At 60.2% G+C, this 24557-nt stretch carries 25 protein-coding genes; 10 read left to right on the forward strand and 15 right to left on the reverse strand.

All coding sequences use genetic code 11. The features are described 5' to 3' along the window. Positions 1-84 precede the first annotated feature (84 nt). Genes K6N12_RS25780 through K6N12_RS25790 form a run of 3 tightly spaced genes read left to right on the forward strand, consistent with a single transcriptional unit; the run spans position 85 to position 2506 of the window. Positions 85-951 (forward strand): TauD/TfdA dioxygenase family protein, encoded by an 867-nt coding sequence (locus tag K6N12_RS25780; RefSeq protein WP_003554536.1) that lies wholly within the window; start codon positions 85-87, stop codon positions 949-951. Positions 952-992: 41 nt separating this feature from the next. After that, positions 993-1646 carry an RraA family protein gene (locus K6N12_RS25785; RefSeq protein WP_097629528.1) on the forward strand — a complete coding sequence of 218 codons (654 nt, stop codon included), beginning with the start codon at positions 993-995 and terminating at the stop codon, positions 1644-1646. Further along, complete coding sequence (locus K6N12_RS25790; protein WP_222135034.1) at positions 1643-2506, forward strand: carbon-nitrogen hydrolase family protein; 864 nt, start codon at positions 1643-1645, stop codon at positions 2504-2506. Before K6N12_RS25785 ends, K6N12_RS25790 begins: the two co-directional genes overlap by 4 nt. 4 nt (positions 2507-2510) lie before the next feature. Here K6N12_RS25790 and K6N12_RS25795 read toward each other — a convergent pair whose 3' ends face one another. Next, positions 2511-2630, reverse strand: a complete 120-nt coding sequence (locus K6N12_RS25795) for a hypothetical protein (protein WP_245304505.1) — start codon at positions 2628-2630, stop codon at positions 2511-2513. Positions 2631-2801: 171 nt separating this feature from the next. On the opposite strand from K6N12_RS25795, the gene K6N12_RS25800 reads away from it, so the two are divergent. Then, complete coding sequence (locus K6N12_RS25800; protein ID WP_222135035.1) at positions 2802-3866, forward strand: ornithine cyclodeaminase; 1065 nt, start codon at positions 2802-2804, stop codon at positions 3864-3866. 15 nt (positions 3867-3881) lie between these two features. After that, entirely contained in the window at positions 3882-5243 is a 1362-nt protein-coding gene (locus K6N12_RS25805; protein WP_222135036.1) for an MmgE/PrpD family protein, read from the forward strand. Positions 5244-5379: 136 nt separating this feature from the next. On the opposite strand, the gene K6N12_RS25810 is transcribed toward K6N12_RS25805, so the two are convergent. Together K6N12_RS25810 and K6N12_RS25815 are read right to left on the reverse strand one after the other, a co-directional pair. Then, positions 5380-6774 carry an amidohydrolase family protein gene (locus K6N12_RS25810; RefSeq protein ID WP_222149000.1) on the reverse strand — a complete coding sequence of 465 codons (1395 nt, stop codon included), beginning with the start codon at positions 6772-6774 and terminating at the stop codon, positions 5380-5382. Beyond that, positions 6764-7474: a response regulator transcription factor gene (locus K6N12_RS25815; protein WP_097629530.1), complete on the reverse strand. Its 711-nt coding sequence runs from the start codon at positions 7472-7474 to the stop codon at positions 6764-6766. Before K6N12_RS25815 ends, K6N12_RS25810 begins: the two co-directional genes overlap by 11 nt. A gap of 660 nt (positions 7475-8134) precedes the next feature. On the opposite strand from K6N12_RS25815, the gene K6N12_RS25820 reads away from it, so the two are divergent. Both K6N12_RS25820 and K6N12_RS25825 read left to right on the forward strand, forming a co-directional pair. Further along, complete coding sequence (locus K6N12_RS25820; RefSeq protein WP_239620646.1) at positions 8135-8830, forward strand: response regulator transcription factor; 696 nt, start codon at positions 8135-8137, stop codon at positions 8828-8830. Between the two features lie 406 nt (positions 8831-9236). Beyond that, entirely contained in the window at positions 9237-9947 is a 711-nt protein-coding gene (locus tag K6N12_RS25825; protein ID WP_097629533.1) for an autoinducer binding domain-containing protein, read from the forward strand. A 24-nt stretch (positions 9948-9971) separates the two neighbouring features. Here the strand turns inward: K6N12_RS25825 and trbI are convergent, their stop codons facing one another. Genes trbI through traI form a run of 12 tightly spaced genes read right to left on the reverse strand, consistent with a single transcriptional unit; the run spans position 9972 to position 20075 of the window. Next, positions 9972-11252 (reverse strand): IncP-type conjugal transfer protein TrbI, encoded by a 1281-nt coding sequence (gene trbI, locus K6N12_RS25830; protein ID WP_222149001.1) that lies wholly within the window; start codon positions 11250-11252, stop codon positions 9972-9974. 13 nt (positions 11253-11265) lie between these two features. Beyond that, positions 11266-11694: a conjugal transfer protein TrbH gene (gene trbH, locus K6N12_RS25835; protein WP_222149002.1), complete on the reverse strand. Its 429-nt coding sequence runs from the start codon at positions 11692-11694 to the stop codon at positions 11266-11268. 2 nt (positions 11695-11696) lie between these two features. Then, complete coding sequence (gene trbG, locus K6N12_RS25840) at positions 11697-12518, reverse strand: P-type conjugative transfer protein TrbG (RefSeq protein ID WP_003554506.1); 822 nt, start codon at positions 12516-12518, stop codon at positions 11697-11699. Between the two features lie 15 nt (positions 12519-12533). Next, the gene (locus K6N12_RS25845) at positions 12534-13196 is read right to left on the reverse strand and encodes a conjugal transfer protein TrbF (protein ID WP_012760245.1); all 663 of its coding nucleotides are present in this window, start codon (positions 13194-13196) and stop codon (positions 12534-12536) included. Between the two features lie 19 nt (positions 13197-13215). Then, positions 13216-14370 carry a P-type conjugative transfer protein TrbL gene (gene trbL, locus K6N12_RS25850; protein WP_131711413.1) on the reverse strand — a complete coding sequence of 385 codons (1155 nt, stop codon included), beginning with the start codon at positions 14368-14370 and terminating at the stop codon, positions 13216-13218. 20 nt (positions 14371-14390) lie between these two features. Next, on the reverse strand, positions 14391-14588 hold the full coding sequence (gene trbK, locus K6N12_RS25855) for an entry exclusion protein TrbK (protein WP_003554501.1): 198 nt from the start codon (positions 14586-14588) through the stop codon (positions 14391-14393). Then, positions 14585-15385, reverse strand: a complete 801-nt coding sequence (trbJ, locus tag K6N12_RS25860) for a P-type conjugative transfer protein TrbJ (RefSeq protein WP_222149003.1) — start codon at positions 15383-15385, stop codon at positions 14585-14587. The genes trbK and trbJ overlap by 4 nt, the downstream gene beginning before the upstream one ends. After that, positions 15357-17804 carry a conjugal transfer protein TrbE gene (locus tag K6N12_RS25865; protein WP_222149004.1) on the reverse strand — a complete coding sequence of 816 codons (2448 nt, stop codon included), beginning with the start codon at positions 17802-17804 and terminating at the stop codon, positions 15357-15359. The genes trbJ and K6N12_RS25865 overlap by 29 nt, the downstream gene beginning before the upstream one ends. Before the next feature lie 9 nt (positions 17805-17813). Next, positions 17814-18113 carry a conjugal transfer protein TrbD gene (locus K6N12_RS25870; protein WP_064649791.1) on the reverse strand — a complete coding sequence of 100 codons (300 nt, stop codon included), beginning with the start codon at positions 18111-18113 and terminating at the stop codon, positions 17814-17816. Beyond that, on the reverse strand, positions 18103-18483 hold the full coding sequence (locus K6N12_RS25875) for a TrbC/VirB2 family protein (protein WP_097629539.1): 381 nt from the start codon (positions 18481-18483) through the stop codon (positions 18103-18105). Before K6N12_RS25875 ends, K6N12_RS25870 begins: the two co-directional genes overlap by 11 nt. After that, complete coding sequence (gene trbB, locus K6N12_RS25880; protein ID WP_222149005.1) at positions 18473-19438, reverse strand: P-type conjugative transfer ATPase TrbB; 966 nt, start codon at positions 19436-19438, stop codon at positions 18473-18475. The genes K6N12_RS25875 and trbB overlap by 11 nt, the downstream gene beginning before the upstream one ends. A gap of 13 nt (positions 19439-19451) precedes the next feature. Further along, the gene (traI, locus tag K6N12_RS25885; protein WP_064649789.1) at positions 19452-20075 is read right to left on the reverse strand and encodes an acyl-homoserine-lactone synthase; all 624 of its coding nucleotides are present in this window, start codon (positions 20073-20075) and stop codon (positions 19452-19454) included. 364 nt (positions 20076-20439) lie between these two features. Between traI and repA the strand changes: the two genes are divergently transcribed. The 3 genes from repA (at position 20440) to repC (ending at position 24185) form a co-directional block, all read left to right on the forward strand. Beyond that, positions 20440-21657 carry a plasmid partitioning protein RepA gene (repA, locus tag K6N12_RS25890; RefSeq protein ID WP_097629540.1) on the forward strand — a complete coding sequence of 406 codons (1218 nt, stop codon included), beginning with the start codon at positions 20440-20442 and terminating at the stop codon, positions 21655-21657. Beyond that, a complete protein-coding gene (gene repB / locus K6N12_RS25895) occupies positions 21642-22682 on the forward strand; it encodes a plasmid partitioning protein RepB (RefSeq protein ID WP_131711415.1) in 1041 nt (346 codons plus the stop codon). The genes repA and repB overlap by 16 nt, the downstream gene beginning before the upstream one ends. Positions 22683-22919: 237 nt before the next feature. Continuing rightward, entirely contained in the window at positions 22920-24185 is a 1266-nt protein-coding gene (gene repC / locus K6N12_RS25900; protein ID WP_222135039.1) for a plasmid replication protein RepC, read from the forward strand. Positions 24186-24557: the final 372 nt, after the last annotated feature.

A 24557-nucleotide genomic window follows, 5' to 3' on the forward strand; every position in this document is an offset into this window, starting at 1 on the left:
TCCAATCGATATTGGCGATGCTTCCCTCGCCCGCCCTACGATCATCGCGACCTTAGAGGAAGGTCAGCAACAGGAGTTTTAGGAATGCTCACCAAAATCAGGCTTCGCGCCGTTCAGCATGCCAGCAATGTCTGCGGCGATATCGAGGGTTTCGACTTCAATGACTATGACGCCGACGACATCGCCGCGGTGCGAAAGTTCTGGCTGCAATATGGCGTCGTCCGTTTCAAGAAGGCGGGCATCACCGACGCCCAGCAGGTGCAGTTCTCGCATCACTTCGGCGAGTTCGTCATCCATCCCAAGCAGCTGCAGGAAGGCGGGCATCCGACCCACCCGGAAATCCTGGTCATCAGCAATGCGATGAAGGACGGCAAGCCAAGCGGCGCGATGGGCAATAGCGAGGCGACGTGGCACACCGATACGTGGTTCTACGAACGCCCGCCGGCGGGCGCGATCCTGCGTGCCGTCGCTGTTCCGCCTTCAGGCGGCGACACCTATTTCCTCTCGACCTATATCGCTTACGACACGCTACCGGCGCCTCTCAAGAACGCCGTCGATGGGCGCCAGATCTTCTTCCAGAACGTCTACGACAAGACGGGCAAACTCAGACTTGGCAAGTCCACGCCGAAAAGCCAGGACTTCCGCGAATGGAGCGGCATCGTGCATCCGTTGGTGCGCACACATGGTGAGACCGGCCGCAAGGCACTTTACCTCGGTGGAACGACGGAAGGCGCTTGGATCGTTGGCATGAGCCGCGATGAGAGCGACGCGCTGCTCGCCGAACTGTGGGATCACACGACGAACACGAAGCATATCTTCGTGCAGCAATGGGATGAGGGCGACATCATGATGTGGGACAATCGTTGCACCATGCACCGCCGCGACTCCTTCGATCCCGCGTCGATCCGGATCATGCATCGCACCACCACTTCCGGCGAGCGGCCGGTCTGAGCCGATCAGGCACCACTGACCGAACAGAGAAAGCCCAATCGATGACAGCGTTCTATCAGATGATCGACAGAAGCCCTCCCCTGCCCGCTGACCTGATCGAGCGACTGTCATTGGTTGATACGGCGACCATCGGCCATGTCGAGCACCTGGGATTTGTCGGCGGTGATATCCGACCCCTATTTCCTGCCCGCGTGGCCGGTGCCGCCTTCACCGTCGCCGCTCCCGGCCGTGACGGCGTCATCATCTACAAGGCGATCGATCTCCTGTTGCCCGGTGACATCCTGGTGATCTCGCGCGTCGATCGCGACGACATCGCCTGCGTCGGTGGCGGTGTTGTTGCCGCCGCAAAGGCCAAGGGGGCTGCGGGCATCGTCATCGATGGTCCGTGCACGGATGTCGATGAGATCATCGCCACCGGCGTTCCCGTGTGGTGTCGCGGCGTCTCCGCCAAAACCACGAACCGCCAGTTTCAGATTGGCGGCTCGCTCAATGTTCCAATTGCCTGCGGCGTGGCCGCGGTTCTGCCTGGCTATGGGGTGCTTGCCGACAATGAAGGTGTGTTCGTGGCCGATCGCGACCGCATGCGGATCCTCGCTGACGCGGCATTGGAGCGCCAGAAGCGCTCGGTGGCTGTCCGGTGTCATTTGGCCTCCGGCCGGTCGATCTTCGATTTTGACAAGGAGCCGAGGTCTTGAAAATCGCCCTCGTTCAAATGAGTTCGCAGCCCGATCGTGCCCATAATCTTGCCGAAGCCGCGCGACTGATGCGCGAGGCTATGATCGGCAGACCCGACCTGATCGTGCTGCCGGAACATTTCGACTGGCTTGGCGGGACGGTCGCGGACAAGAGGCGCGCGGCGGACCGCGTACCAGGTGGCGAAGCATATGACCTCGTTCAGCAGTTCGCAAAGGATAACGCTGTCTGGGTCCATGCCGGTAGCCTGATGGAGCGCCGCGGCCAGGATCACCGTGTTTACAACACCACCGTGGTGTTCAACGCCACGGGCGAGCAGGTCGGCCTCTACCGAAAGATCCACCTCTTCGACATTACCGCACCCGATGGAAAGACCTATTCCGAGTCTGCCGCGGTGGCGCCGGGGCGCGACCTGTTCATCTATGAACTCGACGGCCATCGGATCGGCTGTGTAATCTGCTACGACCTTCGTTTTTCGCGCCTGTTCGATCGCCTCGCGGAGGAAGAGGTCGATATCTTCGTCCTGCCCGCCGCTTTCACCCAGCAGACCGGGCAGGCTCATTGGGAGGTGCTGTGTCGGGCACGCGCGATCGAATTCCAAGCCTATTTCGCGGCCTGCGGACAGTGCGGAAGCTATGCGATGCCGGACGGAGAGCTCCGCCGGACCTTCGGTCATTCCATGGTGTGCGATCCGTGGGGGCAGATTGTCGCGCGCGCCGAAAACGACGTCTGCGTGCTTGTGGCGGAAATCGACCCCGCTCGACTGCCTGAGGTTCGGCGCCTGATCCCGATGGCCGAGCACCGCGTTTTGCTCGCGGATAGGCAGGTTCGCCTGTCCCCTGGGACCAAGCCAAGGCGTTGAGATATCATCCCTGCCGCGGCTCGTCGATGCGGCCAAATTCGACGTGACCGACCTCGAGCGCCCGGGCCAGTTCGTGGAACATCACGATCGTTGGATAGCGCTTTCCTCTTTCCAGATCGCTCAAAGACTGCTGGCTGAAGCCTGGCCGCGGGCCGACCAGCTCCGGCGGACGTGCCTCCTCCGTCGCCGAAACTTTGCCTTCTCTTTATCGACAATGCGGAAGCTTGATCTAGCGGCCCGCAGGCAGGTGCTAGGTTCTGCCTCGAGGAACGACGTCTTGTCGTTGGAGGAAACAATGTTCGACACTAGCACGGACGGCGATGTCCGCTTTCTCACCCGCCAGGATTTGCAGTCGGCTGGCGCGGAGCTCACGATCGCGGAAATCCATGCAGCCATAGATGCTGCATGGGCGGATATCAACAGCGGGCTGGCTTTCGGGGGAAAGGCCGTCCTCTCGCTTCCAGAGGAGGAGTTCTGGCAGCGGGAGAGCGTCGCCCCATTCAGGCGCGACTTCGTCGACGAGCGCCTCGGCTGGAAGCTGTCGGCTCTCTATTGCGTCAATCCGACCCATGGCGGCGTCAAGATCATCGGCGCAAACGCCTTCAATCGGCATCTTGGCCTGCCTCGCTCGACGTCGACTGTCGTCCTTTTGGAAAAACGGACGCTTCGGCCCTTGGCGATACTCGACGGGACGGCGATTTCCGCGCTGAGAACGGGCACCTATGCGTCGAAGGTGGCTCAGCTGTTTGTTCGCAGCCAGGCACCTGTATCGGGCTTCATTTTCGGATCGGGACCCGTCGCCCGAAGTGTGGTCGAATGCCTGAACCTCGCCTGTTCCGACTTGATTGGAGACATCTTCATCCGCAGCCGATCGATTGAAGGCGTGGAAAGACTTCTGTCGGACTTCGCCGATCGGACATCTTTTCGGCTTCACGCCGTAACCGACAACCAAAGGCTGAAGGAATGCGCCCTGCTGATTACCGCCACGAATGCCCGCCAGCCGCTGTTTGAGGACGAGGAGTTGAACAGGGATGCGGTGACGCTTCATCTTGGCGGAGACGAAGTGCCCGAAACCTATCTGCAGCGAGCCTTGAAAAGCGGGACCGTCGTCTGTGACGACATCCAGACGGTCTCGCGCAGAAACTCGCAAAGCATTGCCCTCCACTTCTCCCGAAAAGGGCTTTCTCTGGAGGAGATCGGTCCGTTGCTTGGCGTGCGGGAGCTCTCTGCGCCGATCGACTGGGTCCGAGAGGCGGACACGCCGGTTTGCGTAACCTGCGTCGGCCTGCCGATGCTCGACCTTTATGCCGTGCAAGCGACCTATGAGAAATACCTCGCTCGCACGCAGGAAAATGCCTGAAGGGCTGTCCGAGCGATGAATACGCCCACAAATTCCATGTACACCACGCACCTCCTCGCCGAGCACGTCCATTCGCTCTCCTCAGCTCCGCCTGCGGTCGGCACTCGTGACACTGCCTTGCGCTGTATTCTCGATCTTGTCGGGGCGGCGGTTGCTGGTTCCGCCCTTCAGTGCAGTCGTGCGGCCCGTGATAGCGCTGCCGCGCTCTTCGGCAAAGGCGAGGCGGCCATTTGGATGACGGATCGGACAGTGATGCCCATCGCGGCCGTGATCGCCAACGCGACCGCGGCGTCGGCGCTCGACCTGGACGACGGACACCGCGCAGCGCGAGGACATCCGGGCGCCTGCGTTGTTCCAACCGTCTTGACGTTAGCGCCGTTTGCCAGCGTCTCGGCCGATGACGTCCTGTCGGCAATCGTTTCGGGCTATGATGTCGGCGTCAGAGTGGCGGCGGCCCAAAATGCCCAAGGAATTCAGACCCGGCAGTCGGGACGGTGGGCCGCTTTGGCCGCGGTTGCGGCAGCGGCGTCACTCTTCAAGGTCGAGCCGCCATTGATCGCGCAGGCGCTTTCGATCGCAGGCGTGCTTGCCCCCAACCAACAGGCCAATGGAAGTTCGGGCTACTCCCGGCTCACAGGCAATGACGTCAAGGAAGGGATTCCCTGGAGTGCCGCCACCGGTCTCATGGCTCTCGACCTCGCCCGCAAAGGCTATACTGGGCCGGAAGATCTGCTCGATCATCCCGGCTACTACGACAGGCAGAGGATACTGGAAGGACTGGGGCAGCGTTTTGAAATTTGCGGCACCTATTTCAAGCCTTATGCCTGTTGCCGCTATATACACCCGGCGCTCGATCGCCTCTTCGATCTTGTGAAGGTTCACGAACTGAGGGCCGCGGACATTGTCTCGGTGGAGGTAGAGACCTTTGGCTGGGCGCTCAAGCTCGGCAACGTGCTTTCGCCCGCGAACCTTGTCGACATTCAATATAGTCTTCCCTATTGCGTCGCCATTGCAGCGATCGATGGCCGCGGCGCCCTTGCTCCCGTCAGCGACAGCCTTCTTCATCGGCGGGACCTCACTGAACTCGCGCGACAGGTGAAGATCACCGTCAATCCCGAGATCGACGCGCTCTTTCCCGCCGAGACGCTGGCGAAGGTGACTGTCGAGACACGACGGCACAAGTACGTCTCGGTACTGGATGGCCCCACCGGCGATCCCCAGCGTCCGATGGACTGGCACGCGATCGAAGAGAAGTTTTTGCGCGTCACGCGGCATGTCCTGTCGCCTTCCAAGCAAGAGGCGATCATCGATGGCGTTCTCGGCCTCGCGGGTGGAGAGCTAGACCCATTTCTACGGCTTCTGCGCTTTCCAGGGTAGGACACGGTACCGAACCAATGCCGGCCACTATCCTTGCCGGCAGATGAAACTGACGCAATGACGGGCATCGCCTCGGGCGGTCGACACCTTATTGCGCACGCTGTCAGGGCCGCCGAGGTCGGCGTCCTACGCCCCGCTAACGGCGCTCTCCCATGGCGTAAGCGTGCAAATCCCCAACCCCCATCGCCCCGTTGAACATCACAAGCTGCCCGTTTGCCACGACATGGCGGACACGACCGAGATTGTGGGTCTCAACGATGACCACGTCGGCGCGTTTGCCCTTTTCCAGCAAGCCACGATCGGCCGCAAGCTCCGGGAATGTTTTCGAGACGTTGCCGGTCGCAAGCGCGATCGCGGCCGGCAGCAAAAGCTGGCTCTTTCGCACCATTCGCTGTATGGCCGATAGTATACTGTCCCAGTCGCCACCGGCAAAATCCGTCGATAGGGTATCGACGAGCCCCGCTTCGACCAGAGCATCGATATTTGCGGTGTCGTTGCGCCAGCGTGTTTCGATGCAATCGAGCGTCGAGACGTCGATTGTGACGCCGCGCCCCCTCAGTTGCTGGCCGAAACGCACTGCCTCTTGGGGAAGGAACATCGGGTGGTTCGAATGCCCGGCGATGATGCGGGCCTTTGGATATGTCTCCGCAAGCTTGAGCAGTGTCGCCGCGGTGGGTGCCGCATTGTGAAAGATTGCCGGAAAATCGAGGCGTTCAGACGCTGCCGCGATCTCGTCAAAACCCTTCAGTGACAGCGCCACGGGTGGCATCACCGTGTCGCGGATCAGCTTTATGAGGTCGGACGCGCCAATCTTAGCGGCGAGACCGCATTCGATCAGAAGAGCATTGAGCCGCGGAAGATCGGGAAAGCCACGATCGAGATAGCGGCCGAGAACGGCTTCCTTGAGTGCGCGCGCCTCTTTCGGATGGATTGATATTCCGGTAGCGGCCTCGATAGCTGCGGGTATGAAGCGATAGTCCTGTGCCCCGCCACCGAGCGTCTGCCCGCCGCCTGCTTCTCCGAGTGCCTTTGCACCTTTGTCGACCATGTCATCGATGCGCGCGATCTTGTGCCGCTTCGATAATCCGCCGCCATCAATCGCGATCGCCGCAGCCAGATTGCTCGCGGTATGCGCCGTCGTCAGATGGATATCCATCGCATGGCGTCGGTTCGAGGGGCCATTGATCTCGTCCGGCAGCGCCAGGCCGCAGACGTTGAGCAGGGTTGTTGTCCCGGAGAGGAGATGTCTGTTTCTGAAGTAGTCGACATCCGTGGCCCGGAGGGGCACCGACCCGCTCGGCATGGACGGACCGTGGATGCACCCATGAGCATGCGCATTGACGATACCGGGAATGACCGTGCATCCGGTGGCGTTGAGGACGATAGCCTCGCTTCCGGCATCAGCCTCACCCCGAGCGACGTCGATGATTGTTGTCCCACGGATGCGCACGACCCCACGGTCGTGGAGCGTCGTTCCATCGCCGGTGACAATTCGTCCGCCGACGATGACGATTTGAGTGTCAGGGGGCATTCGACGGGACCTCTGTTTCCGACCAGCCGGTTGCCACCAGTCCATAGCCGACACCGCGAACCGTCCTGATCGGATCGGTGGGCGCGACCGCCGCCAAGGTCTCACGCAGCCGACCAATGTGAACGGTGATGGTTTTTGGATCGACGAAGACACCTGCCGGCCAGGCCGCCGACGCGAGCTCATGCCTCAGATAGATGCGCCCAGGATCTTTGAGCAGATGCAGCAGAATGGCGAACTCCAGACGCGGGAGGTGCAACTCGACGCCCCGCCTCCAGACCCGCCGCGCCAGCACATGCATTTCGATGTCGCCGCACGATAATCGCTCCTGCGAAGCGCCTGACTGTGATGAAAGCGAGTTCAATGCGCGCAGGAGGTGGTCCGGGGAAATGGGCCGCACGAAGCTTTCGTCGGCGCCGGCATTGAGGAAATCGGCATATTGCCGGGCGGAGTTGGCCTCGACCAGCGCGATGACCTTCAGTCCTGCCGTCGTCGCATCGCCTTTCAAGCTTCCGCAGGCGGAAACCGAATTCGCCACCCTGCCATCGATCACGACGCCCCGCACTCCGGCGGTCCTTGCCGCGGCGATCGCCTCGTTCGCGCTGGTCGTCAGGAGCGTCTCAAAGCCGGTCTGCCGAAGTATATGGCGGGCAAACAGGCAGAAATCCGCGTCCGTTGAACCGATGACAATGGTCGGCTTCACTGGGCTTTCACCGAGGGTTGTGCGGAGCGTGAGGCCGTACGATCCCACGGTGTCTGAGGAAATTCAAATGCTGTCTGCGCCTTACGTATTAAGATTTATGTCCCGCGTTCCGCGCTGTTTCAGGCCGATTGATCGTGATTTCGCATGGATGCCGTTCGAGCAGAATTGGAAAGCCCAGGCGAACGCGCGCATCCTCTTTCCATCAGCGACAATCGGAGATGAACATGAGTGTGGCGCGATCGGTCAGCATGAGGAGCTTGGATGATGCTTCTCCTTCACCGTCGAATGGCCCGCCCTCCCCGCGAGCAGGCGTCAGCGGCTCTGCCTGTCTTGACTGCGTTGCCTGCCGGCGGCGTCTTTCGGGGAATTGTCCGGTGCGCGCACTCCCAGAGCAGGAACTGTCACGGGCGGGCTCGGCTGGCGATTGACGAGGTCAGATCGCGTCATTGACGTCTGAAACACGCCTGTTGCCATCCTCGGCCTATGAGACGAGGCATGTCAATGCCCGCAGAATTGCAGGTTGGCATCGGGAAGCCAACCTGCGATTTGTTCAGCATCGGCGACGTCAACGCACGTTGCCGATAGCGCGCCAGCAAACCGTGGACGGCGGGAGTGGGATCGGGCACCGGGAAGCCGCATCGAGAGAAGAAAACGGAGATCATGATCGCGGCTGCAGGCGGGGACGTCGGGCAGACGCTAGCGGACGCGGTCATCCACGAGGGCATGATGGCTACGACTGTCACTTTCGGTGCGCGGGCGCGTGCCCTCACCGGCAGGCACCGGTTTGATCTGATGATCCTCGATGCCGTCGTCCGGCCCGAAGATGCGCTTCATCTGTGCCGGCAAATCCGTACCCTCAGCACGATCCCGATCATCGCGGTCGTTGCGCAAGGGCGTGAGGACATCATCCTTGCCGCTTTCGAAAGCGGAGCTGATGATTGCGTCTCCAGTCCCTTCGGGACGAGGGAAATGATTGCCAGGATCCGCAGCGTGTTGCGACGGGCATCGCATGATCGCGCGATGCACAGCCTGCCAAAGCCTTTCCGATTCAATGGGTGGCGCCTCGACACATGGCAACGCACGTTGCAGCGACCGGATGGGGCCGTGGTTAACGTGACGGCGGCCGAGTTCGACCTGCTCGTTGTCTTTTGTCAAAACCCCGGCAGGATACTCAGCCGGGAAGAATTGCTTAGCTCTACTCACGCAGGTCTGGCGGGTCCCATTGAACGGAGCATCGACGTTCACATCAGCCGATTGCGACACAAGATCGAGGACAATCCCCACAACCCAAGCCTCGTCAAGACCGTGCGGATGGGCGGCTATTTCTTTGCCGCGGTTGTTGAAACCGATGGATAGCAAGCCGTAGCGGGGGTGTGAGCGCGGCTCTGTGAACGAGCTGAATTTGCGCGAACGTTTGAGTCTGCGACGCCTGGAGCCAATACCCTGCGTCGCCGAGCGCAGCGCCCGCGCCTGATCGTCAAGTGCGCCGCACGAAATGAGTGCCCGGAAGATATCCCACGGGGGCCGCAAGCTCGTCGCGGCCTCCTTGGGGCGCGAGAGAGCGACAATATTAAGTTTTGTTGCTCGGGGCGCCAACAGGTTGAAGGACATTTGTGACACATCTAAACCGATCAGCGCGGACGCCACGCAAACGCGTGCAGTTTGAGTTTAAAAATCACCAAGGGAGATCCTTATCGCTGAACGGCCATCGCCGATGCGTCGCCCGGGTCGCCAGCCAGATTTCCAGGGAGCAAGTGGTCCCATGCATGGAAGTTCTCTTTTCGATCGATTGATCGACGCGACGGTCGCCGCCGCCAACGAACATTCCCTCAAGACGGCATTGAGCGACGTTGCTCGCGCGCATGGATTTGAGCGTTTTGCATACCTCAATCTCCATACCGCAAAGAGCTTTGCCGTCTCCACCTACCAGAAGGAATGGCAATCGCTTTATTTCTCCCGTTCGTATATGGCCATCGATCCTGTGGTGACGGCAGCCAAGCGACTGCGGCGGGCTTTCAGATGGTCGGTCGATGTTGAACGCCGGCGCGCGGACGACAGCGTCAAGGAATTCTACGATGCCGCGGCTGAATTCGGAATCCGGTCAGGTCTGTCGATTCCCATCTGGACGGGGTTTGGCCAGTTTGCCATCTTGACGCTGGCCTCAGCCAGGCATCTGGAGACCACGGGACCGGACGATCTCGACACGGTCGGCGCGGCTGGCGCGGCGGCACTGATACATGCCCGGCTCCAAGGCACGACTACGCCCACCCAAAGACCCGACTTCATTTTTTCCGATCGCGAGGCGCTATGCCTGCGATGGGCGGCCGAAGGCCTTCCGATGCACTCCATCGCCGATGTGACGGGCCTGACCTATCACACCGTCCGCTGGGACCTCGATCGAGTAAAGGCCAAGCTTGGCGTCTACACCCAGAAACAGGCCGTGGCGGTCGCAAGCCGGTTCGGGCTGATCTGACGGCCTAGCTGGCGCGCATATAGATCAGTTGCGATAAGCCCCCGGGAAAACGACGTCCTGGTCGACCAGCACGTTGAACTTGTAGCCGGGCCTGATTTGAAGTGTCGGCTGGACGTCGAGGTTTTTGCCCACGCTCCGTTCGGCTAACCGTCCGAACACATCCGCGAAATTCCGCCGGGCAGCGTCCGAGGCGGTATCCTCCGTCGAACTCTCCGGCATGGCCATGTCGACCCCTGTGCCGATAAGAGCGATGAGAACCGCCGAACCGAACGTTTGAAGGTAATGCCGATCGATTTGGTCCCGAAAGCCACCATAGCCTTCAGCGTCCGTCCCTGCCATGCCGCCGAGCTTTAGGGTCGAGCCGTTGGGAAAGATGATATCGGTCCAGACGACCAGCACGCGCGACTGACCGAAAGAGATCTTGTGATCGTAGCGGCCGAAGAGCTTGGCACCTTGCGGGACGAGCAACTGGTGGCCCGTGGCGCTGTCATAGACATTCTGGCTTGTCTGGGCGGTAATCCGCCCCGGAAGATCCGAGCTTATACCGGTCATCAGCGTGGCTGGGATGACCGAACCGCGTTTCAGCTCGTAGCGGGAAAGCTGAGGCACCACCTTGTTCGGCAGATAGCCGATATCCTTGATGTCCTGGTTGAAGAATGATTCTTTTGCTGACTGCATGTTGGGATCGCCGTTTTGCCCTGAAAGTCCCGCCTGCATCGCCGCGGCGTACAGGTTGGAGGCCCCCGCAGGTGTTTTTGCGCTTTGGGTATTCGCCTGGGACGTATCGGGGCCGGAAAGATCCTTTAGACTGACATCGATGGCAAGTGGTGAATCGAGCGCCGCGGCTTTGGCTTGAAGACGTGCCATTTGCTGGCGATGGCGCTCCCGCAGGAATTGCTCTCGCTGCTCGCGCCCGAGGCGGGCAAGCCATTCTTCTTCCGACTCGAGACCGGGTTTGTTGCGCGCCCTTTCGGTTTTTTCGGTTTCGACCGTCTGTTGCGGCTTCTCTTCTTGCCTGTTGCTGACAGGTGCCGGCTGATAGATCTGTGTCTGCTCGGGATCGCCGATGATGGCATCCTTGACGCCTCGCTTCAGCTGATCGGCATAAGTGGAGGCCGGCGCGTTCGAGGCCTGACCAATGCCATCCGCCCCTTGAAAATAAAACCCGCGCGACGAAAGACCATAGCTGATCACGCCGAGAAAGAGCACGATCAGGGCGATGGCGACGATGATCGGGATTCGGTTCAGCCGCCTGTTGCTGCTGTCCTTGTTTGAAGCGCCGCCAAGCTGAAGCGATTGGACCACCCCCTCCCCTCCCCTAATTGCGCCTGACGGAGACGGGGCTGGCCGGCGATGCGCCGGTCGCGCTTGTGGCATAAGCCCGCGCGAGTTCAACCGAACCTGCCGATATCGAAACAAGCGCCTGGCCTTCAAGGTCGTCTACGCCATAGGTTAGGGCAACCATGCGCTTCTTCTCGTCGATCCCCTGCGCCGTCACGACCTCATAGCCCCACGCCTTCAGGGCAGCTTCAATGGCTTGCCCGAAGGGCGTGGCGTCCCCATTCCATTTGACCCTGTTGATCCCCGGGTCGACCTGTTCTGCAAGCCGACCGACCATATCGCCTGCGATCGCGCTGGCGGCAGGGTCGGAGAGGTCTGGCGAGGCTGAGGTGGCGGTAGGGCCGTCCGCGGCGGTCGTGCAGCCTGACAGCAGGCACCCGATGAAAGAAAGTAGGAGGCTTCGCATGGTCACCCTCCCCTGCGAATGGTGATCTTCTGCTTGTGCTTTCCAACACCGGAGATGAGAACCGCGCGGTCGATATTATAGTCCACCACCATCATGTCGTTCTTCATTCGGTAGTTGACGACCCGATTTTGGCCGCCTGAGACGACAAAAAGCACCGGCGCGTCCTGACCGGCGATCGAGCGGGGAAACTGGATGTAGGTCTTCATGCCGTCCGAATAGACGCGCATGGGCTTCCACGAGGCTTTGCCGCTCACCGAATAGGCGAAGGTCAATTGCTCCGACGGGACGCCTGCTCCCGGCGTCCTTCCAGCTTCGAGGCGGGCGTTGACATCGGCAAGCTTGCTCGACACATCTTCCGGATAGTCGAAGCCGACGCGCGCCATGTACTGGCTTGTGTGTGATTTGAGCTGGATATGATAGGTCCGGCGCGAGGTCGTCACCACCATGGAGGTGACGAGGCCCGGTTCCGACGGTTTGACGATGAGATGGATCGCCTGGCCAGCCGCAGCACCGGACGTTGCCGGTTCGACCTTCCATCGGACAGTGTCACCGACAAGCACATCGCGAACGACCTCGCCGCCCTGAAGCTCGATGTCGCAGACCTGCAGCGGCGAACACACCACCGACGGCTGAGTTTCTCCAAACAGGAAGATGACCTTTCCATCCTCCCCCTTGGTGACGAGCCCGGTGGCCCCGCGCCACTTTCCCGAAAGGTTCGCGCCCTTTGCTTCGTTTGCGGTCATGCTCTGCGCCGTGGCTCCGTTCGTCGTAAGGACGACGATCCAAGCGCAGCCAAGGGCCGCGAGATATGTTGCTCTTCTCATTGAAGTTCCCTGCCCTTAAAGCTGCGCGGTCCACTCGAAGTCTTTCAGATAAAGGCCGATCGGATTAAGCCTGATCACGCCCTCGTCCTGTGGCGCCGTCAACGTAACGGTCGCAATTCCGCGGTATCGGCGTGTTCCGGTTTCCTTGCCCTTCCGATCGCGCTCGAATTCCGTCCAGTCGATTTGGTAGGACTGGTTGGAAAGGGCGACGATGTTGCTGACTTCGATCGCAACTGTCGCGTTCTTGGCTTTCTCGAATGGCGAATTGCCGCGGAACCAGGCATTGATTTTCTCGGTGGACGGGTCGGATGTCCGCAGCAGCGCATAGGTCCGATCGATGTATTGCTTCTGAACGACGGCGTCTGGCGTCACCGACCGGAAGCTTGTGACGAACCCACCGAGCGTGGCGCGAACCACCCGTGGGTCGGCATATTCGATCTGCTGGGGAAAGCCCGCGCTGACCGAGGTCCCAAGCTTGTCGACTTCGACGATATAGGGGACGAGTTTGACCTGCGTGCTCAAATATAGCGCATAGACGAAGCCGATTACGGCCATTGCCAGTGCGATCATGCCGACAACGCGCCACGCTGCCGCCGCCCTGACATAGGAACCATATCGTTCGTTCCATTCCTGCCTGGCGGCGAGATATGGGTTCTCAGGGGCGCGTTGCATTGCCATCGACCGATCCTTGCAGTGATTATTTTTTGTCGTCGCGAGGCGGCGACGGGCGCAAACCGCCGCGTGCCTGGGCCTGATCGAGTTTCGCATTGGCAAGTCCAAGTAGAGAGCCGGCATGGGCGCCGGGTGAGCCGATCGCCTTTTCCTTGACCGCGGATCCGACCGCTTCGCCCGTCGCGCTCAATCCCGCACCGATGCCGCGCAAGGTAGCGCCCGTCATGGACGCACCCTCGGCACGCGCAGCACGCGCGGCGGCAAAGCCCGCGCTGGCGCCACCGCCGGCTAGAAGCCCCGCGCCCAGTGCGAATGATGCCGCCTGCCCGCCGTGGCGAATCACCTCCATGCCGCCGCTGACGGAGACGCCTTGGACGACACCCTGCAGAATGCTTGGGACGTAGATTGATATGATGAAGACGACAACTGATAGGCCGGCGATCGCCAGGCTGGTGATGAGTTGCTGCTCCGCCGCGACTGATGCCTCGGCCAAGCCGATGAGAACCTCCGAGCCGATGCGCGCGATCATTACCAGTGCCATCAACTTCATACCGACTGAAAACGCATAGACGAGATATTTGACTGCGAAGTCCTTGGTGAAGGATGAACCACCTAAGCCAAGCATGATCATGCCGGCCAACAAGCCCACATACATCTCGACGATGACAGCGATGAACACCGCAGCGACGAGCGAGAACGCGATGACGACAACAACCATGGCGAAGACGGCGGCAATAGCCAGAGAGTTGTCCTCAAAGAGGCCGAACTGAACCTGTTCGGACATTTTGTCCGCGACCTCTATGCCTGCGTCGAAGATCGCGGCCGGAGAAGCGGAGCCACCTTCCGCGCCTAACTGGTATAGGCTGTCCACCACCGCTTTGGCGAGGGCTGGTCCCCGATCCAGGATAAAGGCAAAGAGACCGACGAACATGATCCGGCGAACGAGTTCTGCGAACCAACTATCCAGTGACGCAGCTTGGAGCGCTAGCCATACTGCTGCTATTCCAATTTCTATCCCGGCCAGGATCCAAAAGAGCGACTGAGCTGCCCGTGACACCGTCGACTCCCAATCCTTCGCAGCATTAACCACCTGGTTTTCCAGGGTCGAGAGCGCCGATCCTTGCTGGGCGAAGGCTGGCCCTACCGCCACGATCGCAAGGCCGATCGCAAGCATGATCAATCCGAGCGTCCGTCGTGAGCTTACCACCTTGTCCGCATCTCCTGTCCGTGCCTCAGATACCGCTTCGTCAACGGCTTAAAGAATTCCCTCAGGCGTTGTTCGGCGGCTGTCGCGGTCGTCGAGGGAGGATAGAAATGCGTGTCGACCACGATGAGGATCGTTGCGGTGGCTACTCCAACCGTACCCACGCGGAAAGCAATGATCGCGAAAGGGCTCACCAGCGCGGCTCCATCATTTGTCCATCGGGGATTCCTCTTCCCGCGGGAGCGAAAAACTTCTCTCTTCTCTTCTGCGCCAGGTCCCTGTCGGTCTGGTTTGCCTGAAACCAGGTGCCCATCATCGTCATTTGCTGGGAAAGTAGACCGCGCAGCTTCTGCAGCTGGGCGACCTGCTGCGCCGCGATCTGGTGGCCGACCTGCAGGGCCTTCATCTGCCCGTCCGCGCTTTGCGACATCGAGCGGAGCGAGGCCATGGTGGATTCTTCGGTCTCGAACTGATCCGCCGTCAGGCTTGCGGCCTCCAAACTGCCCGCGATCGTGTCACGGTTGGTGTCGGACCAGGACTGATAGGTCGAGGAGTAGCTCGTCCCGTCCGACAGGTTGGTCTTGAGATCCGCATAGCTCGGGAAACGCTGGTTGAGGATATCGTCGGCGTTGCCCATGGAAAAGGCGATCCCCTGCCCCTGCGAGACGACACTCTGCAGGCGCTTGAGGTCACTCTCGACTTCGCCCCAGATGTGGTTGGGAAGCTGCGCTGTATTCTGCAGCATGTTTTGGTAGATTTTCAGCTGGTTCTGGATCTGCTCGGCGAGCTGGCTGATCTGGGTAAGCTGGTTTTCGACCTGGACGCCGGAGCTTTCGAGCAGCTTGATCAGCTCGGCATTGTTGGCAAGCTGTGTCCATTCCGTTGCCGCGCCCGTCGCGCTGCCGGCGTTTGCAGGATCTGGCTGAACGAGTGCGCTTGACACGGCTGCGACCAGCAGAAGCCTATGCGTCTTCGAGAAGCGATGCAGCATCCTTGATCCCTCTCTTTTGGAGCCAGTGAAGCGGCCATTCAGGGCCATGTTCGTGATGAAGCGCACGGATATGCTTCAAGTCGTCCTTGCTCGACGCGCCGACGAAAGAGAGCGTCAGCGGGCCAAGGGCCATGTCGAACAGGCGGCGCCCTTCGGGGGACGCGACGTAGTATTCCCGCTTCGGTATGGCGGTCGCTACGATCTCGATCTGCCGTTCGTTGAAGCCGATCCGTTCGTAGAAATCCCGGGTGCCGGCCTCGCGGGCTGCACCGTTCGGCAGGCAGATTTTCGTTGGGCAGCTCTCTTTCAGGACATCGATGATGCCAGAGCGTTCGGCATCCGAGATCGACTGGGTTGCAAGCAACACCGCGCAATTGGCTTTGCGCAGCACCTTGAGCCATTCCCGGATTTTGTCGCGGAATACCGGATGACCGAGCATCAGCCAGGCTTCGTCGATGACGATGAGGCTTGGTGCGCCGGTGAGGCGCTTTTCAATGCGCCGGAAGAGATAGGTGAGCACCGGCACGAGGTTTCGCTCGCCCATGTTCATGACTTGCTCGATTTCAAACGTCTGAAAAAGGCCCAGTTCGAGGCCGTCGCTCTCGGCGTCCAGCAACTGGCCCATCGGGCCGTCGACGGTGTAGTGATGGAGAGCATCCTTGATCTCGCGCATCTGAACGCCACTGACGAAATCCGAGATCGAACGACCGGGAGCCCCGTCCATCAGACCGATCTGGCGGGAGATGGCGTTGCGGTGATCCGGCGTGATCGTGATTCCCTGCATCGCAACCAGGCTTTCGATCCACTCCGACGCCCAGGCACGATCGCCGTCCGATGACAGTTCGGAGAGCGGGCAAAAGGAAAGCCCGGTGTCTTCGTCGGCGCCGATCTCGTAGTGATCGCCGCCGCAAGCAAGTGTCAGCGGCAGCATTGAACGGCCTTTGTCGAAGGCGAAGATCTGGGCGTTCTCGTAGCGGCGGAACTGTGCTGCGATCAACGCAAGGAGCGTCGACTTTCCTGAGCCTGTCGGACCGAACACCAGGGTATGGCCGACGTCATCGACGTGAAGGTTGAGCCGAAAGGGCGTGGATCCAGTCGCGACCTGCATGAGCGGTGGTGAATCGGGTGGGTAAAACGGGCAAGGTGCCTGCGGATTCCCGGACCAGACGGAGTTGAGCGGGATGAGATCGGAGAGATTGCGCGTGTTGATCAGCGGCTCGCGAATGTTGCAGTACCAGCTTCCAGGCAGACTGCCCAGATAGGCGTCGGTCGCATTCAGTGTCTCGATCCGTGCGCCAAAGCCCTCGGCTTGGATGAGACGCCGGATCGCCTCGGTCTTGTCGTTAAGTCGTTCGGCATCGTTGTCGAACAGCACGACGACTGGTGTGTAATATCCATAAGCGACGAGCTGTGACGACGCTTGTGCGATTGCATCCTCGGTCTCGGCGACCATCGATATTGCGTCTTGGTCGACCGAGCGACTTTGCGTCTGGAAAAGTTGGTCGAAGAAAGGTCGAACTTTCTGCTGCCACTTTTTGCGGGTGCGCTCGAGACGCACCCTCGCCTCCTCGGCGTCGAGGAAAATGAAACGCGACGACCATCGATAGCCAAGCGGCAAAGAATCCAGGCTGTTCAGGATGCCCGGCCAGCTCTCGGACGGAAGGCCGTCGATTGCCACCACGCCGAGAAAACGGTTCTCCACCTTGGGAGCAAGTCCGTGCTGAAGCTCGGCGGTCACGATCCAGTCGAGGTACATCGGAATGTCGGGGACCCTGACAGGGTGGTTGTCGCCTGTGACGCAAAAGCGGATGAACTGCAGCAGTTCGTCATAGCGAGCAACGCGCGTGCCGTCGCGCTCGGCGGTCTCCCGCGTCAGCATTCGCCTGATGGAAATGATGTTGGCGAGATACTGTTCGACTTCCCGGATCGCATTGCGGAAGATGAAGAGCACGGTGTCGGCATAGGATTGCTTTCGACTGTCTTCGTCGGAATAGATGTACTTGCTGAGCCTCGATCGACGCTGCTCGGTCGGCCGATAGGTCGCAATGATGGCGTGGCGGCTTTCGAAATGCCCCTGCTCGCGTTCGAAGTGGGCTCGTCGTTCCTCGTCGATCGCCAGAGTCACCGGATCGGGGAAATGTGATTTTCGAGCCGAGGCATAGTCGACCGTCGCGAGCCGGACCGCCTCTACCTGGATCATCCAACCGGAACCGAGACGGGACAATATGGCATTGATCTGGCGCGACACCTCGTTCCGCTCGAAATCGGTGGAGCTTTCGGAGTCAGGTCCGGCAAAATACCAGCCGGCCATCAGTGAGCCATCCTTGAGCAGAAGGACGCCGTTGTCGACAAGACCTGCGTAGGGGACGAGATCCGCGAAGGACGGCGCCGTGTGACGGAAAGCGCGAAGGGATACCATCTTTGCCTCTCAGTAGCGTCGCCAAGGGGAGGACGTGGCCCGGTACGAGGGTCTGTAGGCCATGTGACGGATATACACGCGTCTCATCAGTGGATCGGCTTTTGCCATCATCCTCAACGCCGCGACGATGACGATCCACAGCGTCGCTCCGAACAGCGCGGAATAGATCGTCAGGACGACAAAGATCAGGATGATCGCCGCAAGTCCCGTGATCAGTACCAGTTCCCGGTCCGCGCCCATCAGGAGGTTGGGGCGAGAAAGCGCGCGATGTATGGAATTGCGCTGCAAGGTGGTCGCCTCAACCGCCATTACCTGCCCTCCCCTCTTCGCCATTACGGGTCTTCAGGTTGTGATCGGCAATGCCGATAGAGGCGCCCGTCGCGCCGAACAGGCCGACGATCTGGGTTGCGCCGAGCAGAATGCCGGCAACGAGCACCACATACATAAGCCGGCGGGCGAAGTCGTTGAGTTCTCCGCCGAAGATCAACATGCCGCCTGCGATTGCGACAGCAGCAAGTGCGATGAACCCGGCAACCGGACCGGTGATCGACTCTTGGATTTGTTGAAGAGGATCTTCCCAAGGCAGGCCGCCGCCCGAACTTGCCCAAGCCGGATCAATTAGGATGAAGGCCAACGCAAGCGCGACGGCGGCGAGGTCTATCGAGCGTTCAAGCCGCATGCTGCATGTCTCCATAAGTCTCGAGCTGATACTCGCCACCTATAAATCCGTGAACGCGCAGGATATCGCTGACGCGGCGGCCTTTTGGGGTTCGATCGATCGAGATGATCAGGTCAACTGCCTCGCCTATGACTGCTTGAATCGGTTGTCTGCTGACCTCTGCGGTCAGTTGTTCCAGCCGTCGAAGCGCCGATTGCGCGGTGTTTGAGTGAATGGTCGCCACTCCGCCCGGGTGGCCCGTGTTCCAGGCCTTAAGGAGTGTGAGCGCCGCGCCGTCGCGAACCTCGCCGACGATGATTCTGTCCGGCCGCAACCTCATGGTGCTCTTCAGCAGCTGCGCCATGTCGACACGATCGCTCGTGCGCAATGCGACCGCGTTGCTGGCGACGCATTGGATCTCGACCGTGTCCTCGAGAATGACCAATCGGTCGTTCGGAGTCTGCTCGGCGATCGCAGCGACAACCGCATTGGTCAGGGTCGTCTTGCCCGATCCTGTCCCCCCGCAGATGACCATGTTCCACCTCCTATCTATCGCCTGGCGGATTATGAGGGCTTGGCCGGCCGTCATAACGCTGCTTGTCAGATAGTCTTCGAGCCGGATGCGCTGCGACGCTCGCCGGCGGATCGAAAAACACGGCGCGGGGACGATCGGGGGCAGCAGGCCCTCGAAACGATGGCCGCCAAGGGGCAATTCACCAGAGACGATCGGCTTTCGGTCGCCCACCTCGGTATTCAACACGTGGGCAACGCAGCCGATGGCGACCTCGGCTGCGCGCTTTTCCATCTGGCCGGCATGGGCGATCCCGCGTCCAAAACGCTCCACAAACAGATTTCCGTCGGGGTTCAGCATGATTTCGACGACGCTCGGATCGTTGAGGGCAAGGCAAAGCTCCTCGCCAAGAGCGTCCTCGAGTTTGCGGATGAGGCGCGGCAGCGCCAGGGTCGGTATCGACATCGCGGCTGCCTGCTTATGCCGCATGCTGGCGCCGCGCACCGAATGCGGAACGATAGGCGTGCGGTCTGACCCGTTCGAAGTTCTCCCAGCTGACCGGCAGGATGCCGGCCACGCTCAGCGTCTCATTGATCATGATCGGCTGACCAAGGCGCAGCATCGGCCAGCCGGCGCGCCGCAGGATTCGCTCGAAGCGAACATCCGTGGCTGTTGCGATTTCGCGGTAACCCTGATTTAGGCACCATTCGAGGATGCCTGCGAACATGCCGAACGTGACGTCGCTCAGGCCCCCTTCCCCGGCCCCACGGGACCGCGCGGTATCGACGCAGAAACGAGAGCTTTCGATCATGGACGGATCGGCGTCGAGCCGTCCTGCCGAAAGAAGCTGCGGGAAGACTTGCTGCAGCATGGTCGGACCGATGGCTGGCAGCAGCCGTGCGCAGCCGATCACCACGCCATCCGATAAGGCTAGAACATAGGTCGGTTCGAATTCGTCGAACTGATCGCGCTCCCGCCCGTTGGACCTGGAAACGTTCCAGGCGAGCCGGTCAGCGAAAACCCGCGACCGCAGCCTGTACATTTGATCGAGAAGGGCCGCGTCCTTGCGCGATTTCGTCGTCTTGAGTGCTATCAGCTTCATGATCCCGCTCCGCAATTAGGCTGGTCTGCGGATCCTGGTTTGCGGAAAGCGGCGGGTTGGTTCCAGTCGCAAATCTGTGAGTCGCGCATGGTTCAGGGCCGATGGCGACGCTGCGTTGCGCGCCGGGGCGACCGGCCGACACTGGGTCCCACTCGCAAAACTGCGGGTAAAGCGACAGGGGCTGAAGGCCACTTGATCATCTTAAGCATATGAAAAATATGGTGAAGGCCTGCAACACATTGCAGGCAACAGGTCATTCGTTAAGTTTTCGTTAACCAAAGAACGTTTGACGACTCACGCGATAACTGCAACCTTTGCGACGGAAAATGCGCGATGATCGGTGAAAAACCGTCGCGAGGTGAAAATGGATCAGATGACGACACGCAAGCCAACGAGCGAATCCTCCGCTGTGAAGATTACACGCCAATCGCAGATGTTGTCAGCGCAGTTGCAGTCTCTTCGCACCCATATGTATCCGCCGGAGGCGATGAAATCGTTGCGCACGTTTACCTCGCGTGACGTGGCCACCATGCTTGGGATCGCCGAATCGACCCTCCGACAGATGTCGTTGGACGGTGAAGGTGCAATGCCCGAGCGGCTGGAGAATGGCCGCAGGAGCTACACGCTCGCCCAGGTCAATGAGATCCGTCGATACCTGGCGGTGAAGCGGCCCATGGAAGCTTTGGATTTCTTGCCGCGCCGGCGTCCCGGTGAGAAGCTGCAGGTTATCGCGGTTGCGAACTTCAAGGGCGGATCGGCCAAAACGACGACGACCGTTCATCTCGCCCATTATCTCGCTCTGACGGGTTTGCGGGTGCTCGCGATCGATCTTGATCCGCAGGCATCCTTGTCGGCCATGTTCGGCTACCAGCCGGAGTTCGATGTCAGCGACAATGAGACGATATATGCGGCCATTCGCTATGACGACGACAACCGCCGGCCGCTGCGCGACGTCATCCGTAATACCTATTTTGACGGAATTGATCTCATACCCGGCAACCTGGAGCTCATGGAATACGAGCATGAGACGCCGCAGGCGATCGCAAGCGGCGGCGGGCGCGGCGACGGGATCTTCTTTCGACGTCTCGGCGCCGTCATAAACAGCGTCGAGGAAGACTATGATGTCGTCGTGATCGATGCGCCGCCGCAACTGGGTTATCTGACCCTGGGCGCGCTTTGTGCTGCGACCTCACTGCTGATTACCGTTCATCCGGCGATGATCGACGTTGCCAGCATGAACCAGTTCCTGGCGATGATGAGCGATGTCATGCACGTCATCGAGGAGCGTGGCGGTGTTCTGGAACACGATTTCATTCGATATGTCATCACCAGGCACAATCCGAACGACGTGCCGCAGGTGAACGTCGTCGCGCTCCTGCGCTCCCTGTTCGGCGAGGACGTGCTGGCGCCAGCGGTGGTGGACACGACCGCAATCGCCAGTGCCGGCCTTGAGAAGAAGAGCCTTTACGAAATGGCGCGTGGTTCGGTTGGTCGAGATACGCTCACGCGTGCCCTGGATTCCGTCGACGCGGTCAATCTCGAGATCTTCAACCACCTCAAATCGGTATGGGGACGGTCATGACGAATGCCAAAGAACGCTCCAGTCGGATGAAAAGTCTTTTTGCGAATGTCGATTCCGCGGAGCTTGCCAAGCAAATTTCAGCTGGGCCCGCGGTCAAAGTCGGATCTGGAGCCGTCAAGTCGATGGACCGGGCCTTCGTTGCCGTCGAAGAGGAGAATGAACGCCTCCGCCTGCAATTGAGCAGTTCTGAGGCCATCGTCGAAATTGACTCCGCTCTTGTCGTTCCTTCCTTTGTCAGGGACCGCCTTGATATTGAGGGAGATCCGCAGTTCCAGGGTTTCGTCGAGGGCATTCGGGAAAACGGCCAGAGACTTCCCATCCTCGTTCGCCCCTCCCCCGACAGGCAGGGCTACTTTCAGGTCGCGTACGGGCACAGGCGCTTGCGCGCCTGTCAGATCCTTGAACGGCCGGTGAGAGCGATCGTGCGCGATCTCTCCGACGATGAACTGGTGGTCGCTCAAGGTATCGAGAATACCGAACGCGCCAATCTCTCCTTCATCGAGCAGGCGTTCTTTGCCGCGACCCTCAAGGCGCGCGGCTTCCGGCGGGAGACGATCGCCGCCGCGCTCGGCAGGGCGGATGGCAAGCTGACCTACGTTTCGATGCTGATTGGAATCGCAGAACAGGTCCCCGCGGAACTGATCGGCAGAATTGGTCCGGCTCCATCGATCGGCCGCCCCAAGTGGGAAAAGCTCGCCGCCCATTTCAAGGATGGCAAGGCTCCGGCCGCGGCCCAGGCGATCATCGATAAGGTGACCTCGACGGCTGTATGGGCCGCTGCCACGAGCGATCACCGCTTCGCCGCGCTGATGAGCGCGCTCGAACACAAGGCGGCGCGAGGAAGTCAGGGCGAAGAGGTCGACGTCGGTGGCGGCGCCGTAATCACTGCGAAATCCTCGCGTTCTTCAACGCTTATCACGATTCCGGAAAGCAAGGTGCCGGGCCTCTCGGCTTGGCTCGTCGAAAGGCTTCCGGCGCTGGTGGAGGAGTACCGAAAGCAAACGGGAGAGGCGCCGATGGGGTAGGCTAATTCAGAAATAGGAAAGGGCTCACCGACGGCAATCGGCGAACCCTTGAATCCTAGCCGACAGTACGAAAACGTCCCATCGACATCAGCTCTTACAAACTGATTCTATGACGGACCGCTGGCACAATCAACCCCTGCGTAACAGCCGGGAATGAAAAACTGTGCCCGTCTGCCGGCTTTCATCAACAAGAATCTCGATGGAGCCGCACGCCAAGGCGTTGCGGGCAGCTAGCCCATGACAGAAGCAACGGCAATCGCATCGTTCAGGCGCGTCAGTCCGGCCATTCTCGCAAGCGCGCGTATGGCGATGGCCAACGACATACCGGACACCTCGAAGTCGGAGATCTCTCTCCTGCTGAAAAAGGCAGCGCCGATCCTTGGGATCGACGGCACGACCTATCATGTTTTGGACATTCTCCTTGGCCTCTCGCGCGCTGATGACTGGAAAGGCGGCGGGCGACCGATCGTTGCCATCTCGAATGCCAAGCTTGCCGAATATACGCTGCGCTCCGAGCGCACAGTGACACGTTGCCTGCGCAGGATCGTCGAGGCTGGGATCGCCGCCTACCGTGACAGTCCGACGGGCCGGCGTTTCGTGTACCGCGACAGTGACGGGATAGTTGCCAGCGGCTTCGGGCTTGATTTCACGCCAGCGCGCGTACGGCTCGCCGAGATCAGGGAGAGCGTCGAGAACTATCAAAGGGAACTCAAGGCCAGCCAGGATGCACGTCGCGCGGTCACGAGGGTTTCCAGGGCAATCATCGATGCCTGCGAGGCGTTCCCGGAAAAGGCAGATATCTGGAGGAGCGCTGCGCAAGCAATCATCGACGGCGTTGCCGACAGGGCCGAACAGGCAAGCGGTCTCGAATCAATCCACGCAGAGGTTCTTGAGTACGCTGAACAACGTTTCCATGAGCATAGTATGTCATGCGCGGGTGACATCAGCGTCACCTCTATTATTAATACAACCCCTAAAAACCTTTCTGATAGTAATCAACGGACCCGCTCTCACGAGCGAGACATAATTTCAACTGACGACGGCTCCGCCGTCGAAATGGCTTATGAAAATAAGCCTCAAGCAGCGGCGGGTGACATGCAATCCCGGTTGCCGCTGGTGGAAACGACAGTTGGTGATATCCAAGGTGCCGTTCTAGCTACGGTGCCGGTTGGCTTGCTGCAGGTCGGGTGCCGGGCGGCGCAGGAATGTGTCAGCGTGGAGTTTGACGGATGGTCCGATGTTGTCGGGGCGGCCGAAATGATGCGGCGCATGATCGGCCTGTCGGAGGCTGCATGGGTAGACGGCGTAGGGCGGGTCGGCCGTTATGCAGCCTCCGCCATCTTAGCGACCGTGCTCGAAAAATCCTTGCGTGATCCGGAGCTGATTGCAAAGCCCGGGGGCTATTTCCGTGCAATGGTCGACCGGGCGGTCGATGGAAGTCTTCACCTCTCAAAAAGCCTTCACGGTCTTGCCGGTAGCGAGATGAACAAGCGGAATAGATAGGCGAAAAAGTAACAGCTGTTACCCCGCCCTTGGGCTTGAGGAACGGGTCCATCGCGCCGAGTTTGCGTTATAGGCGCTACGGGAAGTGATCGAGTTCAAGGGGGTGGCCTTGGTATCTGGCTCGGATGGGCGGCAATGGAGCGGTGCATACAGGAAGAGTGGTCGTTTCGACGGGTATCCGTTTGCGCCGAACGTCAATGCAGCCATATTGCATCTGGATTTCACAGCAAGACGGCGAGGGCTGGCAACTGCACTGAAGTATCTGCCCTCAAAGCCGTGGCCGACTAGCGTCATTCCTCGTGTCCACTGAAAGACCCTGCCTGGCTGCCGATCTTGAACACCCTCCGATGTGAATGTGTCGCCGTTGATTGT

Source organism: Rhizobium redzepovicii, from assembly GCF_019793435.1.
GTDB lineage: Bacteria > Pseudomonadota > Alphaproteobacteria > Rhizobiales > Rhizobiaceae > Rhizobium > Rhizobium redzepovicii.